20 protein-coding genes are annotated in these 22,360 nt (G+C 71.4%); 7 read left to right on the top strand and 13 right to left on the bottom strand.

The annotated features are described in order from the left end of the window. Positions 1–81: 81 nt before the first annotated feature. On the bottom strand, positions 82–708 hold the full coding sequence (locus EIZ44_RS14675; protein WP_037818099.1) for a TetR/AcrR family transcriptional regulator: 627 nt from the start codon (positions 706–708) through the stop codon (positions 82–84). 158 nt (positions 709–866) lie between these two features. Here EIZ44_RS14675 and EIZ44_RS14680 point away from each other — a divergent pair, with 158 nt between their 5' ends. After that, positions 867–1,307 carry an OsmC family protein gene (locus EIZ44_RS14680; protein ID WP_134729106.1) on the top strand — a complete coding sequence of 147 codons (441 nt, stop codon included), beginning with the start codon at positions 867–869 and terminating at the stop codon, positions 1,305–1,307. A 280-nt stretch (positions 1,308–1,587) separates the two neighbouring features. Here EIZ44_RS14680 and EIZ44_RS14685 read toward each other — a convergent pair whose 3' ends face one another. Next, the gene (locus EIZ44_RS14685) at positions 1,588–1,809 is read right to left on the bottom strand and encodes a hypothetical protein (RefSeq protein WP_037369167.1); all 222 of its coding nucleotides are present in this window, start codon (positions 1,807–1,809) and stop codon (positions 1,588–1,590) included. A 303-nt stretch (positions 1,810–2,112) separates the two neighbouring features. Here EIZ44_RS14685 and coaE point away from each other — a divergent pair, with 303 nt between their 5' ends. Both coaE and thrS read left to right on the top strand, forming a co-directional pair. Further along, positions 2,113–3,297, top strand: coding sequence for a dephospho-CoA kinase (coaE, locus tag EIZ44_RS14690; RefSeq protein WP_134729108.1), 1,185 nt, complete (start codon positions 2,113–2,115; stop codon positions 3,295–3,297). A gap of 177 nt (positions 3,298–3,474) precedes the next feature. Then, positions 3,475–4,683 (top strand): threonine--tRNA ligase, encoded by a 1,209-nt coding sequence (gene thrS / locus EIZ44_RS14695; RefSeq protein ID WP_043828556.1) that lies wholly within the window; start codon positions 3,475–3,477, stop codon positions 4,681–4,683. On the opposite strand, the gene EIZ44_RS14700 is transcribed toward thrS, so the two are convergent. From EIZ44_RS14700 to EIZ44_RS14735, 8 genes are all read right to left on the bottom strand, one after another. After that, complete coding sequence (locus tag EIZ44_RS14700) at positions 4,680–5,306, bottom strand: response regulator (RefSeq protein WP_037818105.1); 627 nt, start codon at positions 5,304–5,306, stop codon at positions 4,680–4,682. The genes thrS and EIZ44_RS14700 overlap by 4 nt on opposite strands. Beyond that, positions 5,303–6,547 (bottom strand): sensor histidine kinase, encoded by a 1,245-nt coding sequence (locus tag EIZ44_RS14705; protein WP_134729110.1) that lies wholly within the window; start codon positions 6,545–6,547, stop codon positions 5,303–5,305. Before EIZ44_RS14705 ends, EIZ44_RS14700 begins: the two co-directional genes overlap by 4 nt. Before the next feature lie 83 nt (positions 6,548–6,630). After that, the gene (locus EIZ44_RS14710; RefSeq protein ID WP_439098596.1) at positions 6,631–8,148 is read right to left on the bottom strand and encodes an ArnT family glycosyltransferase; all 1,518 of its coding nucleotides are present in this window, start codon (positions 8,146–8,148) and stop codon (positions 6,631–6,633) included. Between the two features lie 95 nt (positions 8,149–8,243). Continuing rightward, the gene (locus EIZ44_RS14715) at positions 8,244–9,758 is read right to left on the bottom strand and encodes an ArnT family glycosyltransferase (protein ID WP_167754126.1); all 1,515 of its coding nucleotides are present in this window, start codon (positions 9,756–9,758) and stop codon (positions 8,244–8,246) included. A 5-nt stretch (positions 9,759–9,763) separates the two neighbouring features. Continuing rightward, positions 9,764–10,501 carry an ABC transporter permease gene (locus EIZ44_RS14720; protein ID WP_134729116.1) on the bottom strand — a complete coding sequence of 246 codons (738 nt, stop codon included), beginning with the start codon at positions 10,499–10,501 and terminating at the stop codon, positions 9,764–9,766. Positions 10,502–10,514: 13 nt separating this feature from the next. Next, positions 10,515–11,420 (bottom strand): ABC transporter ATP-binding protein, encoded by a 906-nt coding sequence (locus EIZ44_RS14725; protein WP_134729118.1) that lies wholly within the window; start codon positions 11,418–11,420, stop codon positions 10,515–10,517. Between the two features lie 71 nt (positions 11,421–11,491). Then, the gene (locus tag EIZ44_RS14730; RefSeq protein WP_134729119.1) at positions 11,492–12,247 is read right to left on the bottom strand and encodes a class I SAM-dependent methyltransferase; all 756 of its coding nucleotides are present in this window, start codon (positions 12,245–12,247) and stop codon (positions 11,492–11,494) included. Positions 12,248–12,327: 80 nt separating this feature from the next. Beyond that, a complete protein-coding gene (locus tag EIZ44_RS14735) occupies positions 12,328–12,846 on the bottom strand; it encodes a ribonuclease FAU-1 family protein (protein ID WP_134667994.1) in 519 nt (172 codons plus the stop codon). Between the two features lie 114 nt (positions 12,847–12,960). Here EIZ44_RS14735 and EIZ44_RS14740 point away from each other — a divergent pair, with 114 nt between their 5' ends. The 4 genes from EIZ44_RS14740 (at position 12,961) to EIZ44_RS14755 (ending at position 17,343) form a co-directional block, all read left to right on the top strand. Further along, entirely contained in the window at positions 12,961–14,373 is a 1,413-nt protein-coding gene (locus EIZ44_RS14740; protein WP_134667993.1) for a DUF5685 family protein, read from the top strand. Between the two features lie 112 nt (positions 14,374–14,485). Next, positions 14,486–16,645: an excinuclease ABC subunit UvrB gene (gene uvrB, locus EIZ44_RS14745; protein ID WP_167754127.1), complete on the top strand. Its 2,160-nt coding sequence runs from the start codon at positions 14,486–14,488 to the stop codon at positions 16,643–16,645. Positions 16,646–16,672: 27 nt separating this feature from the next. Then, positions 16,673–16,945: a type II toxin-antitoxin system VapB family antitoxin gene (locus EIZ44_RS14750; RefSeq protein WP_067582069.1), complete on the top strand. Its 273-nt coding sequence runs from the start codon at positions 16,673–16,675 to the stop codon at positions 16,943–16,945. Beyond that, entirely contained in the window at positions 16,942–17,343 is a 402-nt protein-coding gene (locus EIZ44_RS14755) for a type II toxin-antitoxin system VapC family toxin (RefSeq protein WP_134729124.1), read from the top strand. The genes EIZ44_RS14750 and EIZ44_RS14755 overlap by 4 nt, the downstream gene beginning before the upstream one ends. A 181-nt stretch (positions 17,344–17,524) precedes the next feature. Here the strand turns inward: EIZ44_RS14755 and EIZ44_RS14760 are convergent, their stop codons facing one another. Genes EIZ44_RS14760 through EIZ44_RS14770 form a run of 3 tightly spaced genes read right to left on the bottom strand, consistent with a single transcriptional unit; the run spans position 17,525 to position 22,108 of the window. Then, a complete protein-coding gene (locus tag EIZ44_RS14760) occupies positions 17,525–18,280 on the bottom strand; it encodes an enoyl-CoA hydratase/isomerase family protein (protein WP_439098597.1) in 756 nt (251 codons plus the stop codon). Positions 18,281–18,305: 25 nt separating this feature from the next. Next, positions 18,306–19,244, bottom strand: a complete 939-nt coding sequence (locus EIZ44_RS14765; RefSeq protein WP_134729128.1) for an ABC transporter permease — start codon at positions 19,242–19,244, stop codon at positions 18,306–18,308. Further along, on the bottom strand, positions 19,241–22,108 hold the full coding sequence (locus EIZ44_RS14770) for an alpha/beta fold hydrolase (protein WP_134729130.1): 2,868 nt from the start codon (positions 22,106–22,108) through the stop codon (positions 19,241–19,243). Before EIZ44_RS14770 ends, EIZ44_RS14765 begins: the two co-directional genes overlap by 4 nt. Positions 22,109–22,360: the final 252 nt, after the last annotated feature.

Here is a 22,360-nt window from a genome sequence, read left to right on the forward strand (position 1 = left end):
TGTCGTGCGCCGAAGGCTCGAACACCGGGTCGCGGGCGTCTGCCCGGGCTGTTCTCCGAGGCTCGACGCACCGGGCGCGGGTCAGTTGCGCAGCCCGAGCCCGTCGATCGTCGCGTGGACTCCCCGGCGGTAGATGGTTTCGTGCGCGGATTCGTCCGAGCTGAGGAACCAGTCGTCGAGCGGGCTTTGCGAGCGGATCGTCAGCTCGACGCTCACCAGTCCGTGCATCGAGGTCCAGAGCAGGTAGCCGCATTCCTGCGCGACGACGTCCGGCGGGCAGACCCGGTCGATTTTCGCGACGAACTCGGCGAAACTCGTGCGCAGCACTCCCGACCGCAGCGCCGGGTCGGGGTCGTAGTCGTGCACCGAGCGCTCGAACATCAGGCCGTAGCGGGCCGGGCTCTCCAGGGCGAACCGGCGGTAGGCGAGGGCGACCTCGACCAGCTCGGCGATCCCGTCGTCCTGCGGAACGGTGCGCAGTTCCTCGCCCAGCAGGTCGAAAGCCCGTTCGTACAAGGCGTCTAGCAGGCCGGTGCGGCCGCCGAAGCGCGTGTACACCGTGATCGTGGACGCCCCGGCTTGTTCGGCCACCGCGCGCACGGTCAATCCGGCGACGCCTCGTTCGCTGAGGACGGTCAAAGCCGCGTCGAGGAACCGGCCGCGGTTGTGCTGCTCCGCCGGCCGTGTCGAGAGATGCCGGGTGGCCATCTCCCACCCCCTTTTGCCCGTGCTCCGCGGGAAGCGCGTCCGCTTCTCGCAAGCAGAAGATACGATATTCACGGCTTCTTGGGAACGTCGTTCCCGGACCGTCCACAAGCGACCGCCCGGACCGGGCGGGCGGTGCCGAGCAGAAGGAATCCCTCCCCATGACCCAGCCGGAACCCGGCATTGTCGTCGTCACCGATGCCGGGAGCGGCCGCTATGCACAGCGCGTCACGACCGCGGGCCACGAATTCCTCGCCGACGAACCGGAGAGCGTGGGCGGCGCGGACGCCGGTCCCACACCGTACGACCTCCTGCTGTCCGCGCTCGGCACCTGCACCTCGATGACGCTGCGGATGTACGCCGACCGCAAGGGGATCCCGCTGACCCGCACGACCGTCCGGCTCCGGCACGACCGCGTGCACGCCCGCGACTGCGAACGCTGCGAGACCGAGGTCGGGCTGATCAGCCGGATCACCCGGGAAATCTCCCTGGAAGGCGACCTCGACGACGCCCAGCGCGCACGGCTGCTGGAGATCGCGGACAAATGCCCGGTGCACCGCACGCTGAGCCACGAGATCGCGATCGAAACCCACGCGGTCTGACCCCGATCGGTCTGTGAAGGGCTCCTTGAGGGATTCAGAGTCCCTCGGGGGAGTCCTTCACGGACTTCAGCACCAACGCCGAGGACTCAAGCAGAGCCTTGCGGGCACAGCTGAAGCGTGTCCGCCCAGGCCGACGCGGGTGGCGTGAGCGAGGTTCGTCCGTGAGGGCCACCCTGAGGGAATCAGAGTCCCTCAGGGTTCCCCTCACGTACTCGCCGTATTGCGCCGAGGTTGACGTCCTTCGTCGGTACCTCGCGGACCCTGTCGTGAGAGCGGCGGGTCAGGCGCGTTCCAGCGAAACCGAGGGGACCCAAGCGTGTTCGAGCGCGGCTTCGCGGGCGCGGCGGCGGAGGCCGGCCAGGCTGTGCTTCGCGGGCACGAGCAGCGCGCTGAACCACGTGCGCCGGTACTCCGCTAGTGCGTCCGAGACCTGGCGATAGGAGACGCAGTGCACCAGACCCGGGGTGCCGAGCCGGTGCTTCCCGACGTGCTTCTCCGCCATTGTTCCTCCGTGTGGGCGACCCTTCCGCCGCGCACGGTACGCACTCGACCCGCGAAAACAGCGCAAGCACGCGGCGTGTCACCCACATCAGTTCGGCTACGCCCGAAAAAGTGCTTGCGTTTGCGCGGAGGGTGTGCGGGTACGTGTGCGATTGCACGTGCAGGGCATCCGGTGTCGCCTGAGCGGGTGACGGCGGGGCTCATTGCGCATCCGGCCGCGAGCGGAGCGACGCCTCGGTGCGGCGAAGTCGTCCGGCCGTGGCGGTGGTCGGATGGCCGACAATCGGCACAGTAGGGTGTGGCCATGCTGCGAGTGGGCCTGACGGGCGGGATCGGTGCTGGGAAGTCGACGGTGGCGAACCGGCTGGCTGAACACGGGGCCGTCGTCATCGACTCCGACCGCATCGCGCGCGAAGTCGTCGAGCCGGGCACGCCCGGGCTTGCCGCGCTGGCCGAGGCGTTCGGCGGGGAAATCCTCGCCGAGGACGGTTCGCTGGACCGTCCCGCGCTCGCCGCGCGCGCGTTCGCGGACGACGAATCGCGCAGGCGGCTGAACTCGATCGTGCACCCGCTGGTCGGGCAGCGCACCGGCGAGCTGATGGCCGCGGCCGCGGACGACGCGGTGGTGGTGCACGACGTGCCGCTGCTCGTGGAGAACGACCTCGCGCCCGCGTATCACCTGGTGCTGGTGGTCGACGCGCCGGTGGAGGTGCGGGTGCGCCGGCTGGTCGAGGTGCGCGGCATGCCCGAGGCCGACGCGCGGGCGCGGATCCGGGCGCAGGCAGCGGAGGAGCAGCGGCGCGCCGTCGCGGATGTGTGGCTCGACAACGGCGGCACGCCGGACGTCGTGCTCGCCGAAGTGGACGCGTTGTGGGCGGACCGGCTGGTGCCGTTCGAGGCGAACCTCCGGCTGCGCAAACCGCGTCCGCCCGCCTCGCCGGTGATCTCGCCGTACGACTCGAGCTGGCCGTTGCAGGCCGAACGCCGGCTGGCGCGGCTGCGGCAGATCGCGGGTTCGCGACTGGTGCGCGCGGACCACATCGGATCCACCGCGGTGCCGGGCCTGCTCGCCAAGGACGTCCTCGACCTGCAGCTCACAGTGTCCTCTTTGGACGATGCGGACGCACTCGCCGAGGCGCTCGCCGACGCCGGTTTCCCGCGCCGCGAAGGCGAATGGTGGGACGACCCGCAGGGCGGCGACGGGAAGTGGCTCAAGCGGTTCCACCAGAGCGCCGACCCGAAGCGGCCGGTCAACCTGCACGTACGGTCCACCGAAACCCCGGCGTGGCGGCTCGCGCTGCTGTTCCGCGACTGGATCCGCGCGCACCCGGACGAGCGCGACAGCTACGCCCAGGTGAAGGAAGAGCTGGCGCGCAAGCATTCCGCGGACGGCACGGTCGAGCAGTACGCGGAAGAGAAGCAGGGCTGGGTCAACGAGGCGTTCGTGCGCGCGGAGAAGTGGGCTGGGCGAAGCGGCTGGAAGCCGTGAGCCGGAAAACCGGATGCGGTCCCGCCGGGTGCGGGGTTACCGTTCGCGCCGTGATGCGCGCCCAGTCCACGACGACGCCGGATCCCGTCCCGGCGCGCTGAACACTGCCATTCGAGCCCGGGGCGAGCGCCCCGGGCTTCGTCGTGCGCTCGCCTCGCCTTCCGTGAGGAGACCGCCATGCCTGACCACCGCAAACTCGGCCGCGAACTCGGCCTGTTCGGCAGCGACCCGCTGATCGGGGCGGGACTGCCGTATCTGCTGCCCGACGGCGCCGCCGTACGGCACGTGCTGGAGGAGTACGTCCGCGAGATCGAACGCCGGGCCGGCTACCGGCACGTGGCGTCGCCGGTGCTGGGGAAACGCGAGCTGTACGAGCTTTCCGGCCACTGGGCGCATTACCGCGACGACATGTTCCCGCCGATGGATCTCGGCGGCGAGCAGATCGTGCTGCGGCCGAGCCTGTGCCCGCACCACGCGCTGATCTACCGTTCCCGCGCCCGCAGCCACCGCGAACTGCCGCTGCGGCTGGCCGAGCTCGGCGGGATGTACCGCGCCGAACTGTCCGGCGTCCTCGGCGGGCTCAGCCGGGTGCGGGCGATCCAGTTGAACGACGCGCACATTTTCTGCCTTCCCGAGCAGGTCGGCGCGGAAGTGCGGGGCGCGCTCGCGCTGATCCGCCGCGTGTACCGGGACCTTGGCTTGAAACCCGCGCGCTACCGCCTTTCCTTGCCGGACAACCGCGGCAAGTACGCCGGTGCGGCCGACGCGTGGGAGCAGGCGGCCGAGGTGCTCGTCGACGCGCTCGACGGCATCGAGTACGAACGCGGTCCCGGCGAGGCGGCGTTCTACGGCCCGAAGATCGACATCCAGATCGCCGACAGTTCCGGCCGCGAATCGACCCTGTCCACCGTGCAGGTCGACCTGCACCAGCCGGAGCAGTTCGGGCTCGAATACGTCGGCCCGGACGGCCGCACGCACCGGCCGGTACTAGTGCACCGCGCGGTGCTCGGCAGCCTCGAACGCGTGCTGGCACAACTGATCGAGGAACACGGCGGTGCGTTCCCGCTGTGGCTGGCACCGGTACAGGTGGCGGTGCTTCCGGTTGGCGACGCGGAACTTCCGGCGGCCGAAGCGGTCGCGGAGGAGGCGATGGACGCCGGGTTGCGCGCCGAGGTCGTCCCGGCGGACCGGGGGAGCCTGGGCGCGCGGATCCGGGACCGGCGGCTGGTGCCGTACCAGGCGGTACTCGGCCCGCGGGAGGCTGCGGAGGGGCTGATCGCGCCTCGGCTACGGGACGGCCGGAAGCTGGATCCGTTGCGGGGGAAGGAGTTCGTGGCCGCAGTGGTGGCCCAGGTGGCGTCCCGCAGCAGCGAACTGTGGGGTTAGGAGCCGATCAACCCGCGCTCGAAAGCCACCGCCACCGCCGCCGCGCGGTCCTTCACGCCGAGTTTCGCGTACGCGTGCAGCAGGTGCGTCTTCACCGTCGCCTCGCTGATGAACAGCTTCTTCGCCGCTTCCTTGTTCGTCGACCCGCGCGCGACGAGGTTCAGCACCTCGATTTCCCGCTGCGACAAGGGTTCCTGGGCCGGTGCGCGCATCTGGCCCATGATCCGGCTCGCGACCGCGGGGGAGAGGACTGCCTCGCCGCGGGCGGCGGCGCGGACGGCGCGGAACAGTTCCTCGCGCGGCGAATCCTTCAGCAGATAGCCGGTCGCGCCCGCTTCGATCGCGGGCAGCACGTCGGAATCCGTGTCGTACGTGGTCAGCACGAGCACGCGCGCCGGGTTGCCGAGGCGGGCGAGCTCGGTGATCGCGGCGACGCCGTCGGTTCCGGGCATCCGCAGGTCCATCAGCACGACGTCCGGGCGAAGGGCCTCGGCGAGCGTGACCGCCTCGGCTCCGTGCGCGGCCTCGCCCAGCACCTCGAAGCCGCGTTCGCCGGTGAAGATGCCGCGCAGCCCGTCCCGGACGATCGGGTGGTCGTCGGCGATGAGCAGCGTGATGGTCATGAGGCCCCCTCGGTCGGATCCAGTGTCGCAGCCGGGATCGCGGGCAGGCGCGCCGAGATCGCGGTGCCGCCGCCCGGTTCGGATTCGACGTGCAGGGTGCCGGCGAGGCGTTCGGCGCGCCGCCGCATGCCGGGCAGGCCGTGCCCGCCTTCCGCCGACGGCGGCGCGGGCGGGTGCGCGGGATCGAAGCCGACGCCGTCGTCGCGCGCGTCGAGAGTCACCTCGTCGCCCATGTACGACAGGGTGATCCCGGCTCGGCTGGCCCGCGCGTGTTTGGCCACATTGGACAGTGCTTCCTGGGTGATCCGCAGCAGGCTGGCTTCCAGCTCCGGATGCAGCGGGACGGCGGTCCCGGTGGTCGAGAATTCCGCGGGCACGCCGGTGCGTTCGCTCCACAGCCGCGCGACCTCGGCGAGCGCTTCGGGCAGCGTCGCGGTTTCGAGCGGCTCCGGGCGCAGCGCGGCGACCGAACGCCGGGCCGCGGTGAGGTTTTCCCGGGCGAGCTGGGTGGCCGCGGCGAGGTGGCGTTCCCATTCGGCCGTGTCGCCGCGGGCTTGGGCGGCGGCTTCGAGCTGGGTGATGATCCCGGTGAATCCCTGCGCGAGCGTGTCGTGGATTTCCTGGCTCAGCCGCTGCCGCTCGTCGAGCACGCCCGCCTCGCGCGCCTGCGTGAGCAGTTGCCGCTGCAGCCCGCGGTTCTCCGCCTCGGCCGCCGCCAGCTGGTCGAGCATCCGCTTGCGTTCGGCGTTCTGCCTGCCCACGGCGGCGAAGACCGCGCCGCCGCCGCTGATCGCCGCGGTCTGCACGGTCACCAGCGCGATCCAGATTCCCGGCGAGTCCGACAGCGCGTGGATCGGCCCGCCGAGCGTCATGGTGTTGATCAGCAGCGACGTGATGCCGATGCCGAGCACGGCCAGCACCATCGGCTTCATCCGCATCGCGGCGAAGAACGCGTAGATCATGAAGATGACGAAGTACGTTTCGCGCGCTTCGAGGATCGCGCCGAACGTGACGGCCCCGGCGAACGCCACCGCGGCGGTCACCGGGTGATCGCGGAGCTTCGGGCTGAGCACGACGGTCGTCAGCAGCAGCCAGACCGCGGCGCCGGCGGCGATCAGCAGGGTGCCCGTCCGGTAGTCGCTCGTCCGGCCGCTGCCCAGCACGGTGAGCAGGACGGAGACCGCCAGCAGGAGCCACGCAAGCACGGTCTCGGCCTGGCTGAACCACCGGTGCCACCGCACCGGCGTCCTTTCTTTCCACCCCACCGCCGGAGGCGTCAGCGAGCCCCGCCAGTCGAGTTTGACCCCCCGGAGGTCTTCGAGCCTCACGCCTTGAGGTCCTTCAGCTGCGGCCAGATCCCGGCCCAGGAGCCGATCCGGCCCTCGAGCAGCCAGATCGGCATGTGCCGGCTGGAATTCGGGACGCCGAGCCGGTTGTCGACCTCGCCGACGACGCGCGCGGACCGGAAATGGGCGGCCAGCTTCGCCGGTTCGCGGCCGACGAACAGCACGGTGTCGGCGTTGTCGTTCGGGCGGCCGAAGTACCAGAATCCGCGGCTCGCGCTGTACGCCTCGGGCAAGCCCTGCTCAGGCCCGTAGCGGCCGAGCGCGCCTGCTTGCCAGTACCCGCCGGTGACGAGCGCGGTGCGGGTCCGTTCCTCCGGCGGCAGCGCGCGGTACTGCTTGGCGACGGACGCGGCCAGGTCCGGCCAGCCGTATTCCTCCATCGCGTACGCCGGGCGCGGCGCGGTCGGATGCTCGACCAGCCACTGCTCGGGCCACACCGGGAGCGCGTAGGGCAGGCTGTAGAGCGCGGAGAGGACGAACAGCGGCCACGTCGGGACCCAGCGCCACCACAACGCGGGCCGCCGGTCCTGCAGGTGCACCGCGGCGGCTGCCCACAGGATGCCGAAAGTGCCCGCGGCGTAATAGAACCGGCCGTTGCCGATCAGGAAGATCGCGAAGACTCCGAGCGCGGTCCAGCCGAGGAACCGGTACGCGCGCAGCCGGGCGCTGCCGAGCAGCACAGCCAGCCCGTACAGCACGCCCAGCGCGCCGATGACCAGACCGGCTCCGGCGAGCAGCGCGGGCACGAACATCGCCCGGCCGCCCGCTTCCTCGACCTCGCGCGAGACCGCGTCGCCCATGCCCAGCTGCGGCCAGCCGTTCGCGGCTTGCCACAGCAAGGTCGGCACGCACGCGACCGCGGCGATCGCCGCGCCGGCCCACAGTTTGGGGCGGCGCAACAGGTCCCGCGGCCCGAACACGAGCGCGGTGATCGCGGTGACCGCCCAGAACCCGCCGATCAGGAACTTCACGTTGAGCCCGACCGCCGTCGCGACGCCGAGCCACAGCAGCAGGTTGTCGTCGCGGGTGCGGATCCAGCGCACCAGCAGCCACAGCACGATCGTCCACAGCAGCGGGTCCACAGTGGACGTCGCGAGGTAGTGGCCGCTGCCGACGAACTGCCCGCAGATCGCGTACGCCGCGGCGGCGCGGGTCTGCGCCTTGCGTTCGCCGCCCATTTCGCGGGCGATGAGCGCGGTGAACACCACGCCCGCGGCGGTCGCCAGGATCGCCGGGATCCGGAACACGACGAGCGAGCCCGGCGCGACCGTGTTCGCCAGCCAGGCGAGGAACGGCAGCACGGGCGGCTGGTCCGCGTAGCCCCACGCGAGGTGCTTGCCCGCGGCGAGGAAGTACAGCTCGTCGCCGAAGTAGCCGTAGCGGCCGGCGGTGGCGAGGAGTACGGCGGCGGTCCCCGCGGCGAGCAGGAAGACCGGCCGCCGGGCGAACCCGGCGAGGGCGCGGCCGGGCGTGCTCGGTGCGGTGGCCGTGGTCACGGCATCCATCCTGCTCCCTGTCGGCGAATCGGGGGCTGGCCTCGCCCGCACCCTACGGGCGAGGCCGTCCGCCGTCCCACTGCGGGTGCCGCCGGTCAAGTCCCGGTGTTCGCCAGCTCGGGCCAGATTTCCGCCCACGGCCGCAGCCGCGCCGTGGCCAGCCACATCGGGGTGCCGTCGAGCACACTCGGCTTCGCGTTCCCGGTCGTGACCGCGCCGACCGGCTCGAGGTGGGCGAAGCGCCCGAGCAACGGCCGGGGATCGGCCCCGACGAACAGGACGTCGCGCGCCGAATCGGGCGGGACGGCCAGCGTCGCGTACCCGCGGTTCGGGCTGGTCGGCTCGGGCAGGCCCAGGTCGGGGCCGTAGCGGTCGAGCGCGCTCGCCGTCCAGTAGGTCTCGCCGACGATCGCGGTGTGTGCCGGGTCGGGCACGCCGCGGAACGCCTTGGCGACCGACTGCGCGGCTTCCGGCCAGCCGACTTCACCGAAGGAGAAGGCGGGCGTCGGCAGCGACGGGTTCTTCTCGACCCAGGAGTGCGGCCAGACCGGCAGCGCGGCGGGCAGCATCAGCAGCGCGGAGAGCACGAAGACCGGCCACGTCGGGATCCAGCGCCACCACCGCGCCGCCTGCCCGTTCTCGAGCTCCACCGCCGCGACCGCCCAGCACGGCGCGAACATGCCCGCGATGTAGTACGAACGGCCGTTCACCGCGATGAACACCACCGCCAGCGCGAGCGTCGTCCAGGCGAGGAAGCGGTAGGCGCGGAACCGCGGCGAACGCAGCAGCCGCCACAGGCCGTAGCCGAGCAGCACGAGCCCGATCGGGACGCCGGCGAGCAGCAGCACCTGCGGGATCCAGGTCAGCCGCCCGCCCCAGGACTGGCCGACCTCGTGCGAGATCGCCGCGCCCATGCCCAGCTGCGGCCAGCCGTGCTGGGCCTGCCACACGAGCGTCGGCACCAGCGCCAGCGCGGCGATCGCGGCCCCGGCCCACAGCAGCGGGCGGCGCAGCAGGTCGCGCGGGCCGCAGATCAGCAACGCGATCCCGGCGACGATCCAGAAGCCGCCGATCAGGAACTTCACGTACAACGCGAACGCGGTGACGATCCCGGCCCACAGCAGCAGGCCGTCGCGCCGGGTCCGGATCCAGCGGACGAGCAGCCAGAGCAGGACGGTCCAGAGGAACGGGTCGAGCGTCGAGGTCGCCAGGTAGTGGCCGCTGGCGACGAACTGGGTGCAGGCGGCGAAGGTCGCGGCGGTGATCGCCTGCGCGCGGGTGCGCCCGCCGAGTTCGCGGGCGACGAGCGCGGCGAACACGACGCCGGCGAGCATCGCCAGCATCGCCGGGAGCCGCAGGACGAACAGCGAATCCGGCGCGATCGCGTCCATCGCGCGGGCGAGCAGCGGCAGCAGTGGCGGCTGGTCCACGTAGCCCCAGGCCAGATGCCGTCCGGCGGCGAGGAAGTACAGCTCGTCGCCGAAGTAGCCGTAGTTGTTCGCGGTGAGCGCCATCGGCACCGCCATCAGGGCGGCGATGCCGAACACCGGCATCCGGGCGAACGGCGCGACCGAGCGGGCTGTCGTGGCTTCTTCCTGTGTCGTGGTCATCGCGCTCACTCCCAGCGGAAGAATCGGGCGGCGAGCGTCGAGCACACGATGGCGAACACTGCGAGGGCCACCATCGGCAGCCAGTGCGGCGCGTGTCCGGCGGCGGTGTCGCGCAGGCTGCCGAGCGTCGCACCGAGCGGCAGGACGTCAGCGATGTGCTGCAGCACCGGGGACAGTTGCTCCTTCGGCACCCAGACGCCGCCGAGCGCGAGCATCGGGAAGAACACCGCCGCGCCGATCCCGTTCGCCGCGCGGGCGCTCGGGACGAACGCGGCGAGCAGCGTGCCCATCGAGAACAGCGACACCGCGCCGAGCAGCGTGACCGCGAGGAAGCCGCCCGGATTCTTCGGCAGGGCCATGCCGAGCGCGATCGTGCCCACCCCCACGACGAGCACGATCGCGACCACGGCGCTGGCGAGGTTCACCAGCAGTTGCGCGGCGAGCAGCCGCGACGGCGGCATCGGGCTGGCGGCCAGCCGCTTCAGGACCCCCTTCTCCCGGTGCGAGGCCATCGCGGCCGGCAGCAGGTACACCGCGAGCATGCCGAGCAGGAGCGCCACCGCCATCGGCGCGATCACCGTGGCCAGCGGCGACTCGCCGCCGTACTGGGCGCTCGGCTCGCGCGACCCCGGCATCAGCCCGAACACCAGCAGCAGCGCCAGCGGGATCCCGAGCACCGCGGCGGGCGCGCCCGGGTCGCGGAGGAAGATCTTCGCCTCGGCGACGGTCAGCTTCGAGAGCATTTCCAGGTCCCCCTCAGTCCAGTTTCCGGCCGGTCAGCGCGACGAACGCGTCGTCGAGGCTGGCCTGCTCCACCCGCAGATCCCCCGCGACGACGCCGGTGCGGGCGAGGAACGACGTCACCGCCTGCAGCGCGCCGTCGCCTCCGGTCACCACGAGGTGCGCGCCGTTCCGCTCGACCTTCCGCACGCTCGGCAGCCCGGCCAGCGCCTGCGGGTCCACCGGCGCGGACGGGCGGAACCGGATGCGCTGCTCGCCGCCGACCCGGCCGACCAGCCCCGCCGGGGTGTCGGTCGCGACGACGCGCCCGGCGTCGATCACCGCGATCCGGTCGCACAGCCGTTCCGCCTCCTCCATGAAGTGCGTGACGAGCACGACCGTCACGCCTTCCGCGCGGACGGCTTCGACGAGGTCCCAGGTGTCGCGGCGGGCCTGCGGGTCGAGACCGGTGGTCAGTTCGTCGAGCACCACCACCTCGGGGCTGCCGATCAGCGCGAGCGCGATCGACACGCGCTGCTGCTGGCCGCCGGAAAGCTTGCGGTAGAAGGTGTTCCGCTGTTCGGTGAGCCCGAGCAGGCCCATCAGCCGCGCCGGATCGGCCGGCGTGCGGTACATCGCGGCGAACAGGTCGAGCACCTCGCGGACGCGCAACCGGTCGGGCAGCCGGCTTTCCTGCAACTGGACGCCGAGGCGCTGGCGCAGTTCGCGGACGTCGCGCCGCGGGTCGAGCCCGAGCACCGAAACGGTGCCGCCGTCGGGGGAGCGCAGGCCCTCGACGCATTCCACCGTGGTGGTCTTGCCCGCGCCGTTCGGGCCGAGGATCCCGAAGATCTCGCCCTGCTCGACGGTGAACGAAACGTCTTCCACAGCGGTCTTCTCGCGATAGCGTTTATGGAGGTTCCGCACCTCGATGACCGGCATTGCCTGGGAGTCCCCTCTCGAATCGCAGCGGTTGCTGCCTTCGAGAATCCCGGCCGGAGCGGCCGATCGGATCAGCGGAACGGCGCGACTTCCGGTCCACCGGCTGTCCGCCGCGCATCCACCGATCGGTGGATGCGGAAGTAGATCATCGGGTTGTCGCGCCCGGTGTGCACGGTGCTGTCGACGCCGAGTTCGCGCCTGAGTTCGTCGAGGCAAGCGTACGCGTGTTTCGCGCGGGCGCGTGCCGCGGTGAAGTACGGGGTCTGCGTTTTTTCCAGCCAGCGCACCACTTCAGTGCCTTCGGTGAACGGCAGCGGGGTGGCGCGGTGGAACACGTCGTGCACGCTCACCGCGGCGTCGATTTTCGGGAAGACGTCGGAGAGGTACCACCTCGCGAAGCGCGCGCCGTGGTCGGCGTCGATGAAGAGATAGTCCACATCGGACAGCACCGTGCCGGCGAGGGTGCGCGCGTCGCCCTGGCGGAACTCCCAGCGGCCCTTCGCCAGCGCGTGCGGGACCGTCTTGGTGGCGTTGCCGATGAGGTCGATCGTGGTCAGCTTGCCGGTGCCGTTGTCCGCGAGCGCGCGAAGGATCCAGCTCGTCGACCACCCGTGCAGCGAACCGATCTCCACGACTTTCTCCGGGCGCAGGTGCCGCAGGAGCAGGTAGGTGATCTCCGCCTCGACGTCGTCCAGTTGCGTCTTCATCGCCGGATGCGCGTTGCGGTGCGCCCGCTGAGCGTCCTTCGCGGCACGCAACGCTTCGGTGTGTTCGCGGTACAGCGAGCGGACGAGGTCGAGCGTCACCTGGTGTGCGGTTCGTTCCATGCCGCTGATCGTGGCCGGGCGAGCCGCCCCGGGTAATCCGGCTGACCGCCGGGCGGGGGAGGGGAATCCCCCGTTCCCGGTTAGGGATGCCTGCGCCAGCCGAGCGTCATGTCCTTTGTGGACAGCCAGGCGGCGAGGTCGTATCCGTGCGCGGCGAGGCCCTCGACGGCGGAGTAGGCGACTTCGAGCGCGTACTCGCCGTCTTGCTGCGAGAGCAGGTTCCCGGCGACGGCGGCGAGCAGTTCGTCGGTGTCGATCACCCGGACCGAGATCTTGTCCTTGAGCACGAGGTCGAGGTAGAGGTCGGTCGCGACCCAGCGCGGGCCGTCGCGGTGCACGCGCACGACGTCGAGGTAGAAGTCCTGGTCGCGTTCGTGGCCGGGGCTGAACCAGAAGTCGGTGATCCGCAGCCCGAGTCCCGGCAGCAGCCAGGACTCGAGGTAGTGGAACTGCGCCCGCCCCGGCGCCGGGCGCGCCAGGTACAGGCCGAACGGCTCCTCGCGGAACTCGTCCACGTCGCGGCGGATGCCCTTGTTGTCGATGTTCACGCGGGCGGCCGGGTCGAACCTCTCGACCTTGGGCGGGTGCAGATCGGTCATCCGCCCATCCTGCCTTGCCCGCGCCCTTCGCGAGAATCGCCGGAACCCGGGTCAGGGGTCCGGCCGGCGGGCTAAAGTTCGCGGGTCATTCGGTTCTCCTGGGGGTACGCGCACTTGTTCGGGATCATCAGACCCTGCCGGCACCGGCTGGCCGGCCGGCTGCACGCGGACTGGATGGCGCACCTGTGCGGCCTCTGCCTCGCGCTGCGCGACCAGCACGGGCAGTTCGCCCGCGTCGTGACGAACTACGACGCGCTGATCGTGTCGGCGCTGGTCGAGGCGCAGACGCCGAGCGGACCCCGGCGGGCCGCGGGACCGTGCCCGCTGCGGTCGATGCGCCCGGCGTCGGTCGCGGTCGGCGACGGAGCCCGGCTTGCCGCGGCGGTGTCGCTGGTGCTGGCCTCGGCGAAGGTGGACGACCACGTCGCCGACCGGGACGGCGCTTTCGCCCGGCGTCCGGTCGCCGGTGCGGCACGGCTCGTCGCCCGACGCTGGGCCGCGCAGGGCGGCCGGACGGGTGCGGACATCGGCTTCGACACCGCGGTCCTGACCGAAGCGGTCGGCCGCCAGGGCGAGCTGGAACGCGCGATGCGCGCCGGGGACTCGCCGTTGCTGGCGACCGAACCGGCTGAGCTGGCTTCGTCCGCGGCGTTCGCGCAGACCGCGGTGATCGCCGGACGCCCGGGCAACCGCGCACCTCTCGCCGAGGCCGGACGGCTGTTCGGCCGGGTGGCCCACCTGCTCGACGCGGTGGAGGACCTGGCCGCGGATGCCGCGTCCGGGTCCTGGAATCCGTTGCTGGCCACGGGAACCGCGCTGGACGAGGCCCACCGGCTGTGCTCGGACGCGGTGCTCGGGGTCGAGCTGGCGTTGCGCGAGGCCGAGTTCACCGATTCGGCGTTGGTGCACGCGTTGCTGGTGCACGAGCTGCGGCAGGCGGTGCGGCGGGCGTTCGGGCATCACCACCTGCACGGCCAGCAGCCGCCGCCCGGGTGGATCGGGCCGGGGCCGACGCCGCAGCAGTCGCCTTACGGACCGGGGCCCGGGCAGCCGGGGATGCCCGCGTCGTGGCCGCCGCCGGGGACGCCCGCGTACGGGCCGCCGCCGGGAACGCCTGCGTACGGGCCGCCGCCCGGCTACGGGGCTCCGGTGCCTGGGTACGGACCTGCGGGCATGCCCGGATCCGGCGGTCCTCCCGGACCTGGTGGGCCGGGCGGTCCTGGCGGCCCGGGTGGTCCAGGTGGGCCCGGTGGCCCGGACGGTCCCGAGCCGCCGGAAGGCGGGGATTCGCTGGACGGCAAGGGCGGCGGCTGCTGGGTGCCGAAGTTCGCCGTCCCGCCGAAACGCCGGAACTTCTTCGCGGGCTGCGCGATCGCGACGTACATGTGCTGCTCCTGCCAGTTCTGCTGCCGCGACCCGTACCCGGGCCCCTGGAGCGGCGAACCGAACAGCGGCAGCTGCGACTGCTGCGATTGCGGCGGATGCGACTGCGATTGCTGCGGCGGGTGCGACTGCTGCAGCTGCTGAGCCGTCCGCGGGGTCCCCGCACCGCCGTCCGGGGAGCCCGCGAGGACGACAGATCCCCAGCTCAGCGGGGCCGTCGCGGAAATTGTCGGTGCCCCGGCCTACCCTGGTTCCCGTGGCTTTCGCAACCGAACACCCCGTCCTCGCCCAGTCCGACTTCCGCCCCGTCTCCGAGGTGCCTCGCGCCGGCGGCCGGTTCGAGGTCGTCAGCGAGTACCAGCCCGCGGGCGACCAGCCCGCGGCCATCGACGATCTCGAACGCCGGATCAAGGCGGGCGAGAAAGACGTCGTGCTGCTGGGCGCCACCGGCACCGGCAAATCGGCCACCACCGCGTGGCTGATCGAACGCGTCCAGCGGCCCACCCTGGTGATGGCGCCGAACAAGACGCTGGCCGCGCAGCTGGCCAACGAGCTGCGTGAGCTGTTCCCGCACAACGCGGTCGAATACTTCGTCAGCTACTACGACTACTACCAGCCCGAGGCGTACATCGCGCAGACGGACACGTACATCGAGAAGGACTCGTCGATCAACGACGACGTCGAGCGGCTGCGCCACTCCGCCACGATGAACCTGCTCTCGCGCCGCGACGTCATCGTGGTCGCGTCGGTGTCCTGCATCTACGGCCTCGGCACGCCGCAGTCGTACCTCGACCGGTCCACGAAGCTGGAGGTCGGCGGCACCGTGGAGCGCGACGTGCTGCTGCGCGCGCTGGTCGACGTGCAGTACTCGCGCAACGACATCGCCTTCGCGCGCGGCACGTTCCGCGTCCGCGGCGACACGGTGGAGATCATCCCGGCGTACGAGGAGCTGGCGATCCGCGTCGAGTTCTTCGGCGACGAGATCGACAAGCTGTACTACCTGCACCCGCTCACCGGCGACATCGTGCGCGAGGTCGACGAGGTCCGGATCTTCCCGGCCACGCACTACGTCGCCGGGCCGGAGCGGATGGAGAAGGCGATCCGCGGCATCGAGGCCGAACTCGAGGAGCGGCTGGCCGAGCTGGAGAAGCAGGGCAAGCTGCTGGAGGCCCAGCGGCTGCGCATGCGCACCGCCTACGACATCGAGATGATGCGCCAGGTCGGCTTCTGCTCCGGCATCGAGAACTACTCGCGGCACATCGACGGCCGTGGCGCGGGTTCCGCGCCCGCCACGCTGATCGACTACTTCCCGGAAGACTTCCTGCTGGTCATCGACGAATCGCACCAGACGGTGCCGCAGATCGGCGGCATGTACGAGGGCGACATGAGCCGCAAGCGCAACCTCGTCGACTACGGGTTCCGGCTGCCCAGCGCGGTCGACAATCGGCCGCTCACCTGGGAGGAGTTCTCCGACCGGATCGGGCAGACGGTGTACCTGTCGGCGACGCCGGGCCCGTACGAGATGGGGCAGACCGGCGGCGAGTTCGTCGAGCAGGTCATCCGGCCCACCGGGCTGGTCGACCCGAAGGTGGTCGTGAAGCCGACCGAGGGGCAGATCGACGACCTGGTGCACGAGATCCGCGAGCGCGCGGACAAAGACGAGCGCGTCCTGGTCACCACGCTCACCAAGAAGATGGCCGAGGATCTCACGGACTACCTGCTGGAGCTGGGCATCCGCGTCCGGTACCTGCACTCGGAGGTCGACACGCTGCGCCGGGTCGAGCTGCTGCGCCAGCTGCGCGCGGGCGACTACGACGTCCTGGTCGGCATCAACCTGCTGCGCGAGGGCCTCGACCTGCCCGAGGTGTCGCTGGTCGCGATCCTCGACGCGGACAAGGAAGGCTTCCTGCGCAGCGGAACCTCGCTGATCCAGACCATCGGCCGCGCGGCGCGGAACGTGTCCGGCGAGGTCCACATGTACGCGGACAAGATCACCGACTCGATGAAGTACGCGATCGACGAGACCGACCGCCGCCGCGCCAAGCAGGTCGCCTACAACGAGGAACGCGGCCTCGACCCGCAGCCGCTGCGCAAGAAGATCGCCGACATCCTCGACCGCGTCTACACCGAAGCGGAAGACTCCGACGAGGCGGTCGCGGTAGGCGGTTCGGGCCGCAACGCCTCGCGCGGCAAGAAGCCGGAACAGGGCGACCGCGTCCGCAGCTCGGGCATGCTCACCGACAAGAACGTCGGGTCGATGCCGCGCGCCGAACTGGCCGACCTGATCCAGCAGATGACCGACCAGATGATGCAGGCCGCCCGCGACCTGCAGTTCGAACTGGCCGCCCGGCTGCGCGACGAGGTCGCCGACCTGAAGAAGGAACTGCGGGGGATGGACGCGGCCGGAATCAAGTAATTACACCGTTTCCGGTACCATTACACCATGGCGATGAACATCAAGGATCCGGAAACGGAGCGCCTGGCCGCGGAGGTGGCCGAGCTGACCGGCACCACCAAGACCGGCGCGGTCCGCGAGTCGCTGCGGATCATGCGCGACCGGCTGGTCGCGCAGCGGCGCGCGGAGCGGAACGCGGACGAGTTCGTGCGCTTCCTGCAGGAGGAGATCTGGCCGCAGGTTTCCCCGGAGAACCGGGGCAAGCCGGTCAGCAAGGCCGAGCGCGAGGAAATCCTCGGATACGGGCCGGGTGGCGTGTGATCATCGACAGTTCCGCGATCGTGGCGGTGCTCATGGGCGAACCGCTGGCGGTGCCGATCGCCCGGGCGATCGGCGGCGCGGAGGAATGCCGGATCGGGGCCCCGACCCTGGCGGAGACCTCGATCGTGCTGGCGCACAAGGAAGGCGAGCGGGGAGCCACGCTGCTGGCTTCGTTCCTGCAACGGCGGCGGTTCGACATCCTCACGTTCGGCGAAGCGCACTGGCGGACCGCGCAGACCGCGTACCTGCGCTATGGCAAGGGCAGGCATCCCGCCGCGCTGAACTTCGGCGACTGCCTCACCTACGCGGCCGCGATGATCGCCGGAGAACCGCTGCTCTGCATCGGCGACGATTTCCCGCAGACCGACCTGGAGCTGGTCAAGCTAGAGGAGAACTGACGGCGATCAGCCGGGCGGGCCCCCAGCCGGGGGTGCGCTCCAAGCTGAGGCACCCCCGGTTCCCGGACCCTCGTATCGACTTTCACAGAAACATGCGCCCGAAGCAATGGGTTCGAGGGCAGAGCCGAGGCAAGAAAGTCTCCCGTCCGCGGCCGGCGCCGGCGAACGACGGCCGCAAGGGTCAGTGCTTCAGCACCTTCTCCACGTACGCCTTCACCGCCGCGAGTGCCGGTTCGGACCGCCACAAACGCTCTACCTGCGCGTCGTCGGACACGCGGTTCTCCGCGATCCGCTGGTGGTACGGCTGCCGCAGCTGCTGCTTCGTGTGCGCAAAGGCCTCCGCGGGCAGTTCGCCGAGCCGGGAAGCCAGTTCGCGGGCCCGAGTGAGCATCTCGTCGGCGGGCACGATCTCGTCGATCAGGCCGCGGGGGAGCGCGTCGGACATGGTGACCGTCGCGCCGCTGTAGATCAGCGACGGCAGTGGCGTCGTGCCGTACGTGCAGCGCAGGATTTCCAGCGCCGACAACGGGAACGGCACGCCCACCAGCAGCTCCGTCACGCCGATGCGGCCGGGGCCGTCCGCGGCGATCCGGTGGTCGCACGCCGCCGCCAGGACCATGCCGCCCGCGATCGCGTGGCCGTTCACCGCCGCCACCACCGGGCGCGGGAAGCCGAAAACGGCCAGGAACGCGTCCGACAGCGCGGGCAGGAAATCGCCGACGTAGCGCGCGCCGCCCTCGTCGATCGCGAGCAGGTCCACTCCGGCGGAGAACATGTCGCCCGCACCGGTGAGCACGACCGCGCGCGCCCCGGCAGCTTCGGCCTCTTCGAGTCTGATCACCAGTTCTTTGCAGGTGGCGGTGTCGAGGGTGTTGCCGCGCCCGTGTTCGAGGGTCACGAGTGCGACGCCGGCGTCGAGTTCCAGGTGGATCGTCACGCGCCGAACCGTACCGGACATCCGCCTAGCTGGTGACGTCCTTCCGCGCGAACCGGCGGCCCGCCAGCAGCAGGAACACCGTCGTGTAGATGACCGACGACAGCACCCCGCTGGCCAGGTTCGTCCAGTCGATGTCGGTGGAGATCAGGTCGATCCAGGCGAACGAATAGTGCGTCGGCAGATAGTTCCGCAGACCCTCCAAAGCGGTGATCTGGTCGAGGATCTGGGACAGGATCGCCACCAGCACCGTCCCGCCGACCGCGCCGAGCGGGGCCTCCGTCGACACGCTCAGCAGCAGCGCGAGCCCGGCGACCCAGGCCAGCTGCACCACGATGTACACAGTGGACATCAGCAGCGCCAGCAGGCTGTCGCCGAAGCTGACCGCGTCGCCGGTGGGGCTGATCGCGTCGCCCGCGCCGTACCAGATGATGCCGACCAGCAGAGAAACCACCGGCAGCAGCACCAGCGCGGCGATGGACAGCAGCCCGGACACCGCGGCCTTCTGCCGCAGCAGCCGCTGCCGCGGCACCGGGATCGCCAGCAGGTACTTCAGGCTCGACCACGACGATTCGCTCGCGATCGTGTCGCCGAAGAACAACGCGACGATCATCGGCAGCAGGAACGTGCCGGACACGAAGAACGCGAGCACCACGAAGTTCGGCGCGCTCGCCGTCGCGAGGTCCACGAACCCGCCGGTGCGGCGGTTCGGATTCGCCTGCCCGATCTGGAACGCCACCACGAGGATGAACGGCAGCACCGCGACGAACGCCAGCACCAGCTGGGTCCGCCTGCGGCGCAGCTGCCGTTTCAGCTCCACGCCGAGCCGCAGCGTCCGGTCGGCCCGGTAGCCCGCGACCGCGCCGTCCGGGCCGACCTCGGCCGGTTCCGCGGTGGCCAGGTCGCTCAGTTCCTGCAGTGCGGCTGGGTCGGTGTGCACCCCGCCGGAACCGTTGCCCTCGCTCATGAATCCTCTCCCACCAGCTGCAGGAACGCGTCTTCGAGCCGGCGGCGCGGCCCGGCCTGTTCGACCGCGACCCCGGCGCGCACGAGCGCCGCGACCGCGTCGGCGCGCGGCATCCCGTCGAGGTTCGCGTGCACCAGATCGCCCTCGGTCTCGATGTCCGACACCCCGCCGACGCTCTTGAGCGTCGCCGCGGCCGCCGCCGAGTCGTCGACCCGGAACGTGGCCTCGCCGCTCGAGGCCGCCAGCTCGCCGACCTCGCCCGAGGCCACGAGCCTCCCGCGGTGCATGACCACCACGTGCGAACACGTCTGCTCGACCTCGGCCAGGAGATGGCTCGAGACGACGACGGTGCGCCCGGTGGCGGCGTAGCGCTGCAGGACTTCGCGCATCTGGTGGATCTGCGGCGGGTCGAGCCCGTTGGTCGGTTCGTCGAGCACCATCAGCTCCGGCAGCCCGAGCATCGCCTGCGCGATCGCGAGCCGCTGCCGCATGCCCTGGCTGTAGGTCTTCACCCGCCGGTGCACCGCGTCGCCGAGCCCGGCGATCTCCAGCGCCTCGGTGAAATGCGCCTTCTCGGCAGGCCGCCCGGTCGCCGCCCAGTACAGCTCCAGGTTCGCCTTGCCGGACAGGTGCGGCAGGAATCCCGAGCCCTCGACGAACGACCCGATCCGCGACAGCACCGGCGCGCCCGGCGCGATCCGGTGGCCGAACACGCGGATCTCGCCCGCGGTCGGCGTGATCAGGCCCATCAGCATCCGCAGCGTGGTCGTCTTGCCCGCGCCGTTCGGCCCGAGCAGCCCGAGCACCTGGCCCGGTTCGACGCGGAACGACAGGTCCGCCACCGCGGTGAACCCGCCCGCGTACTGCTTGCGCAGCCCCTTGATCACCAGCGGCGTCTCCGCGAGCTCCGGGTCGACGTCGTGCGCCCGGCGGCGGCGGATCGCCGCGACCGCGACGAACGCGATCGCGACCAGCAGCGTCGCGCCGATGCCGATCAGCTGCCCGACCGGCAGCGGAGCGCCGACCGATGCGCCGGGCACCACCGGGACGGCGAGCGCCGCGCCCGGCGCGAGCCCGACCCGGAACACGCCCGGCTGCGCCGGCACCGAGTACGCCTGGTCCGTCGTGCCCACCACGAGCCGCAGCGAATGCCCGGAATCGATCGGCCGCACGACGCCCGGCAGCGTCACCGTGACGTCGACCGGCGTGCCGTCCGCGGGCAGCCCGGTGACCCGGAACGGCGCGACCGCGTTCGCGGGCAGCACGCGGGTGCCGTCCTGGCCGACGTCGTACAGCTTCGCGAACAGCACCGCCTCCGGCTGCGGATGCGCCGGGTCGGTCGCGACCTGCAGCCGGACGGTGCTCGAACCGGACAGCAACACCTGGCTGTCGAACGGCGCGGTGCCGAACTGCGCGGCTTGGCCCGGCGGGTCGCTGCTGAACAGCGGAGCCAGCCGGGAGGTGCCTGCCGCGAGCCCGTTGAGTCCCGGAATTCCGCTCACCGCAGCGGGATTTGCGCCTGCGGGCCGGACGATCGGCTGCGCCGGACCGGTGAGCGCAACCTGCTTCCGCTCGGTTCCCGTGCCGCTGAGGCCCGGGTACGCGGCGGCGTTGACCGTGCGCACCGACGGGGTTCCGTTGGCGCGCAACGTGCCTTGGACGTCGTAGCTGAATCCGTGGCCGGGGTCGCCCTGACCGGTGAGCGACGACCACAGGAAGTCGCCGATCTTCGCGCGCAGCTGCGGTCCGGGGACGCCGCCGTCGTGCCCGCCGGTGTACCAGATCGTGCGGACTGATCCGCCCGCCGCGGTGATCTGCCGCGCGGTGGCGTCGGATTGGTCGAGCCCGAAGAGCGTGTCGCTCTCGCCCTGGACGAGCAGCGTCGGCGCGGTGATCTTGCCGGTGACCGACGAGGGGGAGACGCGGTGCAGCAGCGCGACCGTCTCCGGGCTGGCCTTGCCGGTGGTCGCGAGTTCCGCGTACGCCTTGCACACCGCCGCGGTGAACCGGCCGCACGGATCCGCGGACGGCCGCTCGGCTCGGGCACCAGCCGGTGGCGCGGCGGCTTGTGGCGCGGTGCCGCCGCTGTTGCCCGCGGTGCTGCCGTTGTCGTTGGTCTTCTGTCCCGCTTCCGGCGCTTCGGCGGACGGCGTGCTCGTCGCGGCCGCGCCCGAACCGGCGGAGAAGAAGATGCCCGCCCAGCTCTTCTTGAAGACGCCGTCCGGCGAGAACGCGCCCGCCGCCGGGGTCTTCGCCGACGGAGCGGTCGCCGCCGCGGCGTTCGGATCGAGGGCCTGGCCGAGGTCGTTGTAGGTGATCACCGGCGCGAGCGCGCGCACCCGGTGGTCGGTCCCGGCGAGCAGCAGCGACAGCGAACCGCCGTACGACGCCCCGGTCACGCCGATCTCGGGCGCGCCGTCGGAGCCGGTCGCCACGTCATGGCTCGCCGCCAGCCGGTCGACCAGCCTGCGCGCGTCGGCGACCTCGCCGTCGGGGTCGTTGAGCCCGATTTTGCCGGTGCTGTGCCCGAATCCGCGCGCGGACCAGGTGAGCACCACGAACCCGCGCTGCGCCAGTTCGCGCGCCTGCGGGTCCACACTGGACTTGTCGCCGCCGAAGCCGTGCGCGAGCAGCACGGCGGGCGCGGGCGTGTGTTCGGGGTAGTAGGTGGTGGTGTCGATCCGCACCTGGTCGGGGGAACCCGGTGCGGCCGGCATCGAGAGGAAGGCGTCCTGGGTGCGGACCGGCGCGGGACCGCGGTCGCGAGTCGCCCAGACAGTCACCGCGGCAGCGGCGACCAGCACCACGGCGGCGACGGCGGCGAGCCGGGAGCCGCGGGTGCGGGGAAGCGGGATTCGGGGCACGACGCGACGTTATGACGATTTTGCTGAGAACGGGGACGCGGCCTCACACGGATCAAACACAGTTCACCCTCTTGGTGTCGTGGAGCGGGCCGAAGACCACTGCGCGCGAGGGTCCCGGAGGACGCTGGGCTCGTGAGTGGCAATCCCGGTTCTAACCGGCATTGCCACTCACGAGCCCCACTGTGCGAAGAGTGTCCGGATCCGGCCGGTTCGCCTGTCCGATGCCCGGGGTGATGAAGAAAACACGGCCGG

This window comes from Amycolatopsis nivea, from assembly GCF_004522235.1.
In the GTDB taxonomy this organism is placed as follows: domain Bacteria; phylum Actinomycetota; class Actinomycetes; order Mycobacteriales; family Pseudonocardiaceae; genus Amycolatopsis; species Amycolatopsis nivea.

Bases quoted from the DNA above. Each gene is read 5' to 3' on its own strand.
- EIZ44_RS14675 (WP_037818099.1), bottom strand. From the start codon at position 708: ATGGCCACCCGGCATCTCTCGACACGGCCGGCGGAGCAGCACAACCGC.
- EIZ44_RS14680 (WP_134729106.1), top strand. From the start codon at position 867: ATGACCCAGCCGGAACCCGGCATTGTCGTCGTCACCGATGCCGGGAGC.
- EIZ44_RS14685 (WP_037369167.1), bottom strand. From the start codon at position 1,809: ATGGCGGAGAAGCACGTCGGGAAGCACCGGCTCGGCACCCCGGGTCTG.
- coaE (WP_134729108.1), top strand. From the start codon at position 2,113: ATGCTGCGAGTGGGCCTGACGGGCGGGATCGGTGCTGGGAAGTCGACG.
- thrS (WP_043828556.1), top strand. From the start codon at position 3,475: ATGCCTGACCACCGCAAACTCGGCCGCGAACTCGGCCTGTTCGGCAGC.
- EIZ44_RS14700 (WP_037818105.1), bottom strand. From the start codon at position 5,306: ATGACCATCACGCTGCTCATCGCCGACGACCACCCGATCGTCCGGGAC.
- EIZ44_RS14715 (WP_167754126.1), bottom strand. From the start codon at position 9,758: ATGACCACGACACAGGAAGAAGCCACGACAGCCCGCTCGGTCGCGCCG.
- EIZ44_RS14720 (WP_134729116.1), bottom strand. From the start codon at position 10,501: ATGCTCTCGAAGCTGACCGTCGCCGAGGCGAAGATCTTCCTCCGCGAC.
- EIZ44_RS14725 (WP_134729118.1), bottom strand. From the start codon at position 11,420: ATGCCGGTCATCGAGGTGCGGAACCTCCATAAACGCTATCGCGAGAAG.
- EIZ44_RS14730 (WP_134729119.1), bottom strand. From the start codon at position 12,247: ATGGAACGAACCGCACACCAGGTGACGCTCGACCTCGTCCGCTCGCTG.
- EIZ44_RS14735 (WP_134667994.1), bottom strand. From the start codon at position 12,846: ATGACCGATCTGCACCCGCCCAAGGTCGAGAGGTTCGACCCGGCCGCC.
- EIZ44_RS14750 (WP_067582069.1), top strand. From the start codon at position 16,673: ATGGCGATGAACATCAAGGATCCGGAAACGGAGCGCCTGGCCGCGGAG.
- EIZ44_RS14765 (WP_134729128.1), bottom strand. From the start codon at position 19,244: ATGAGCGAGGGCAACGGTTCCGGCGGGGTGCACACCGACCCAGCCGCA.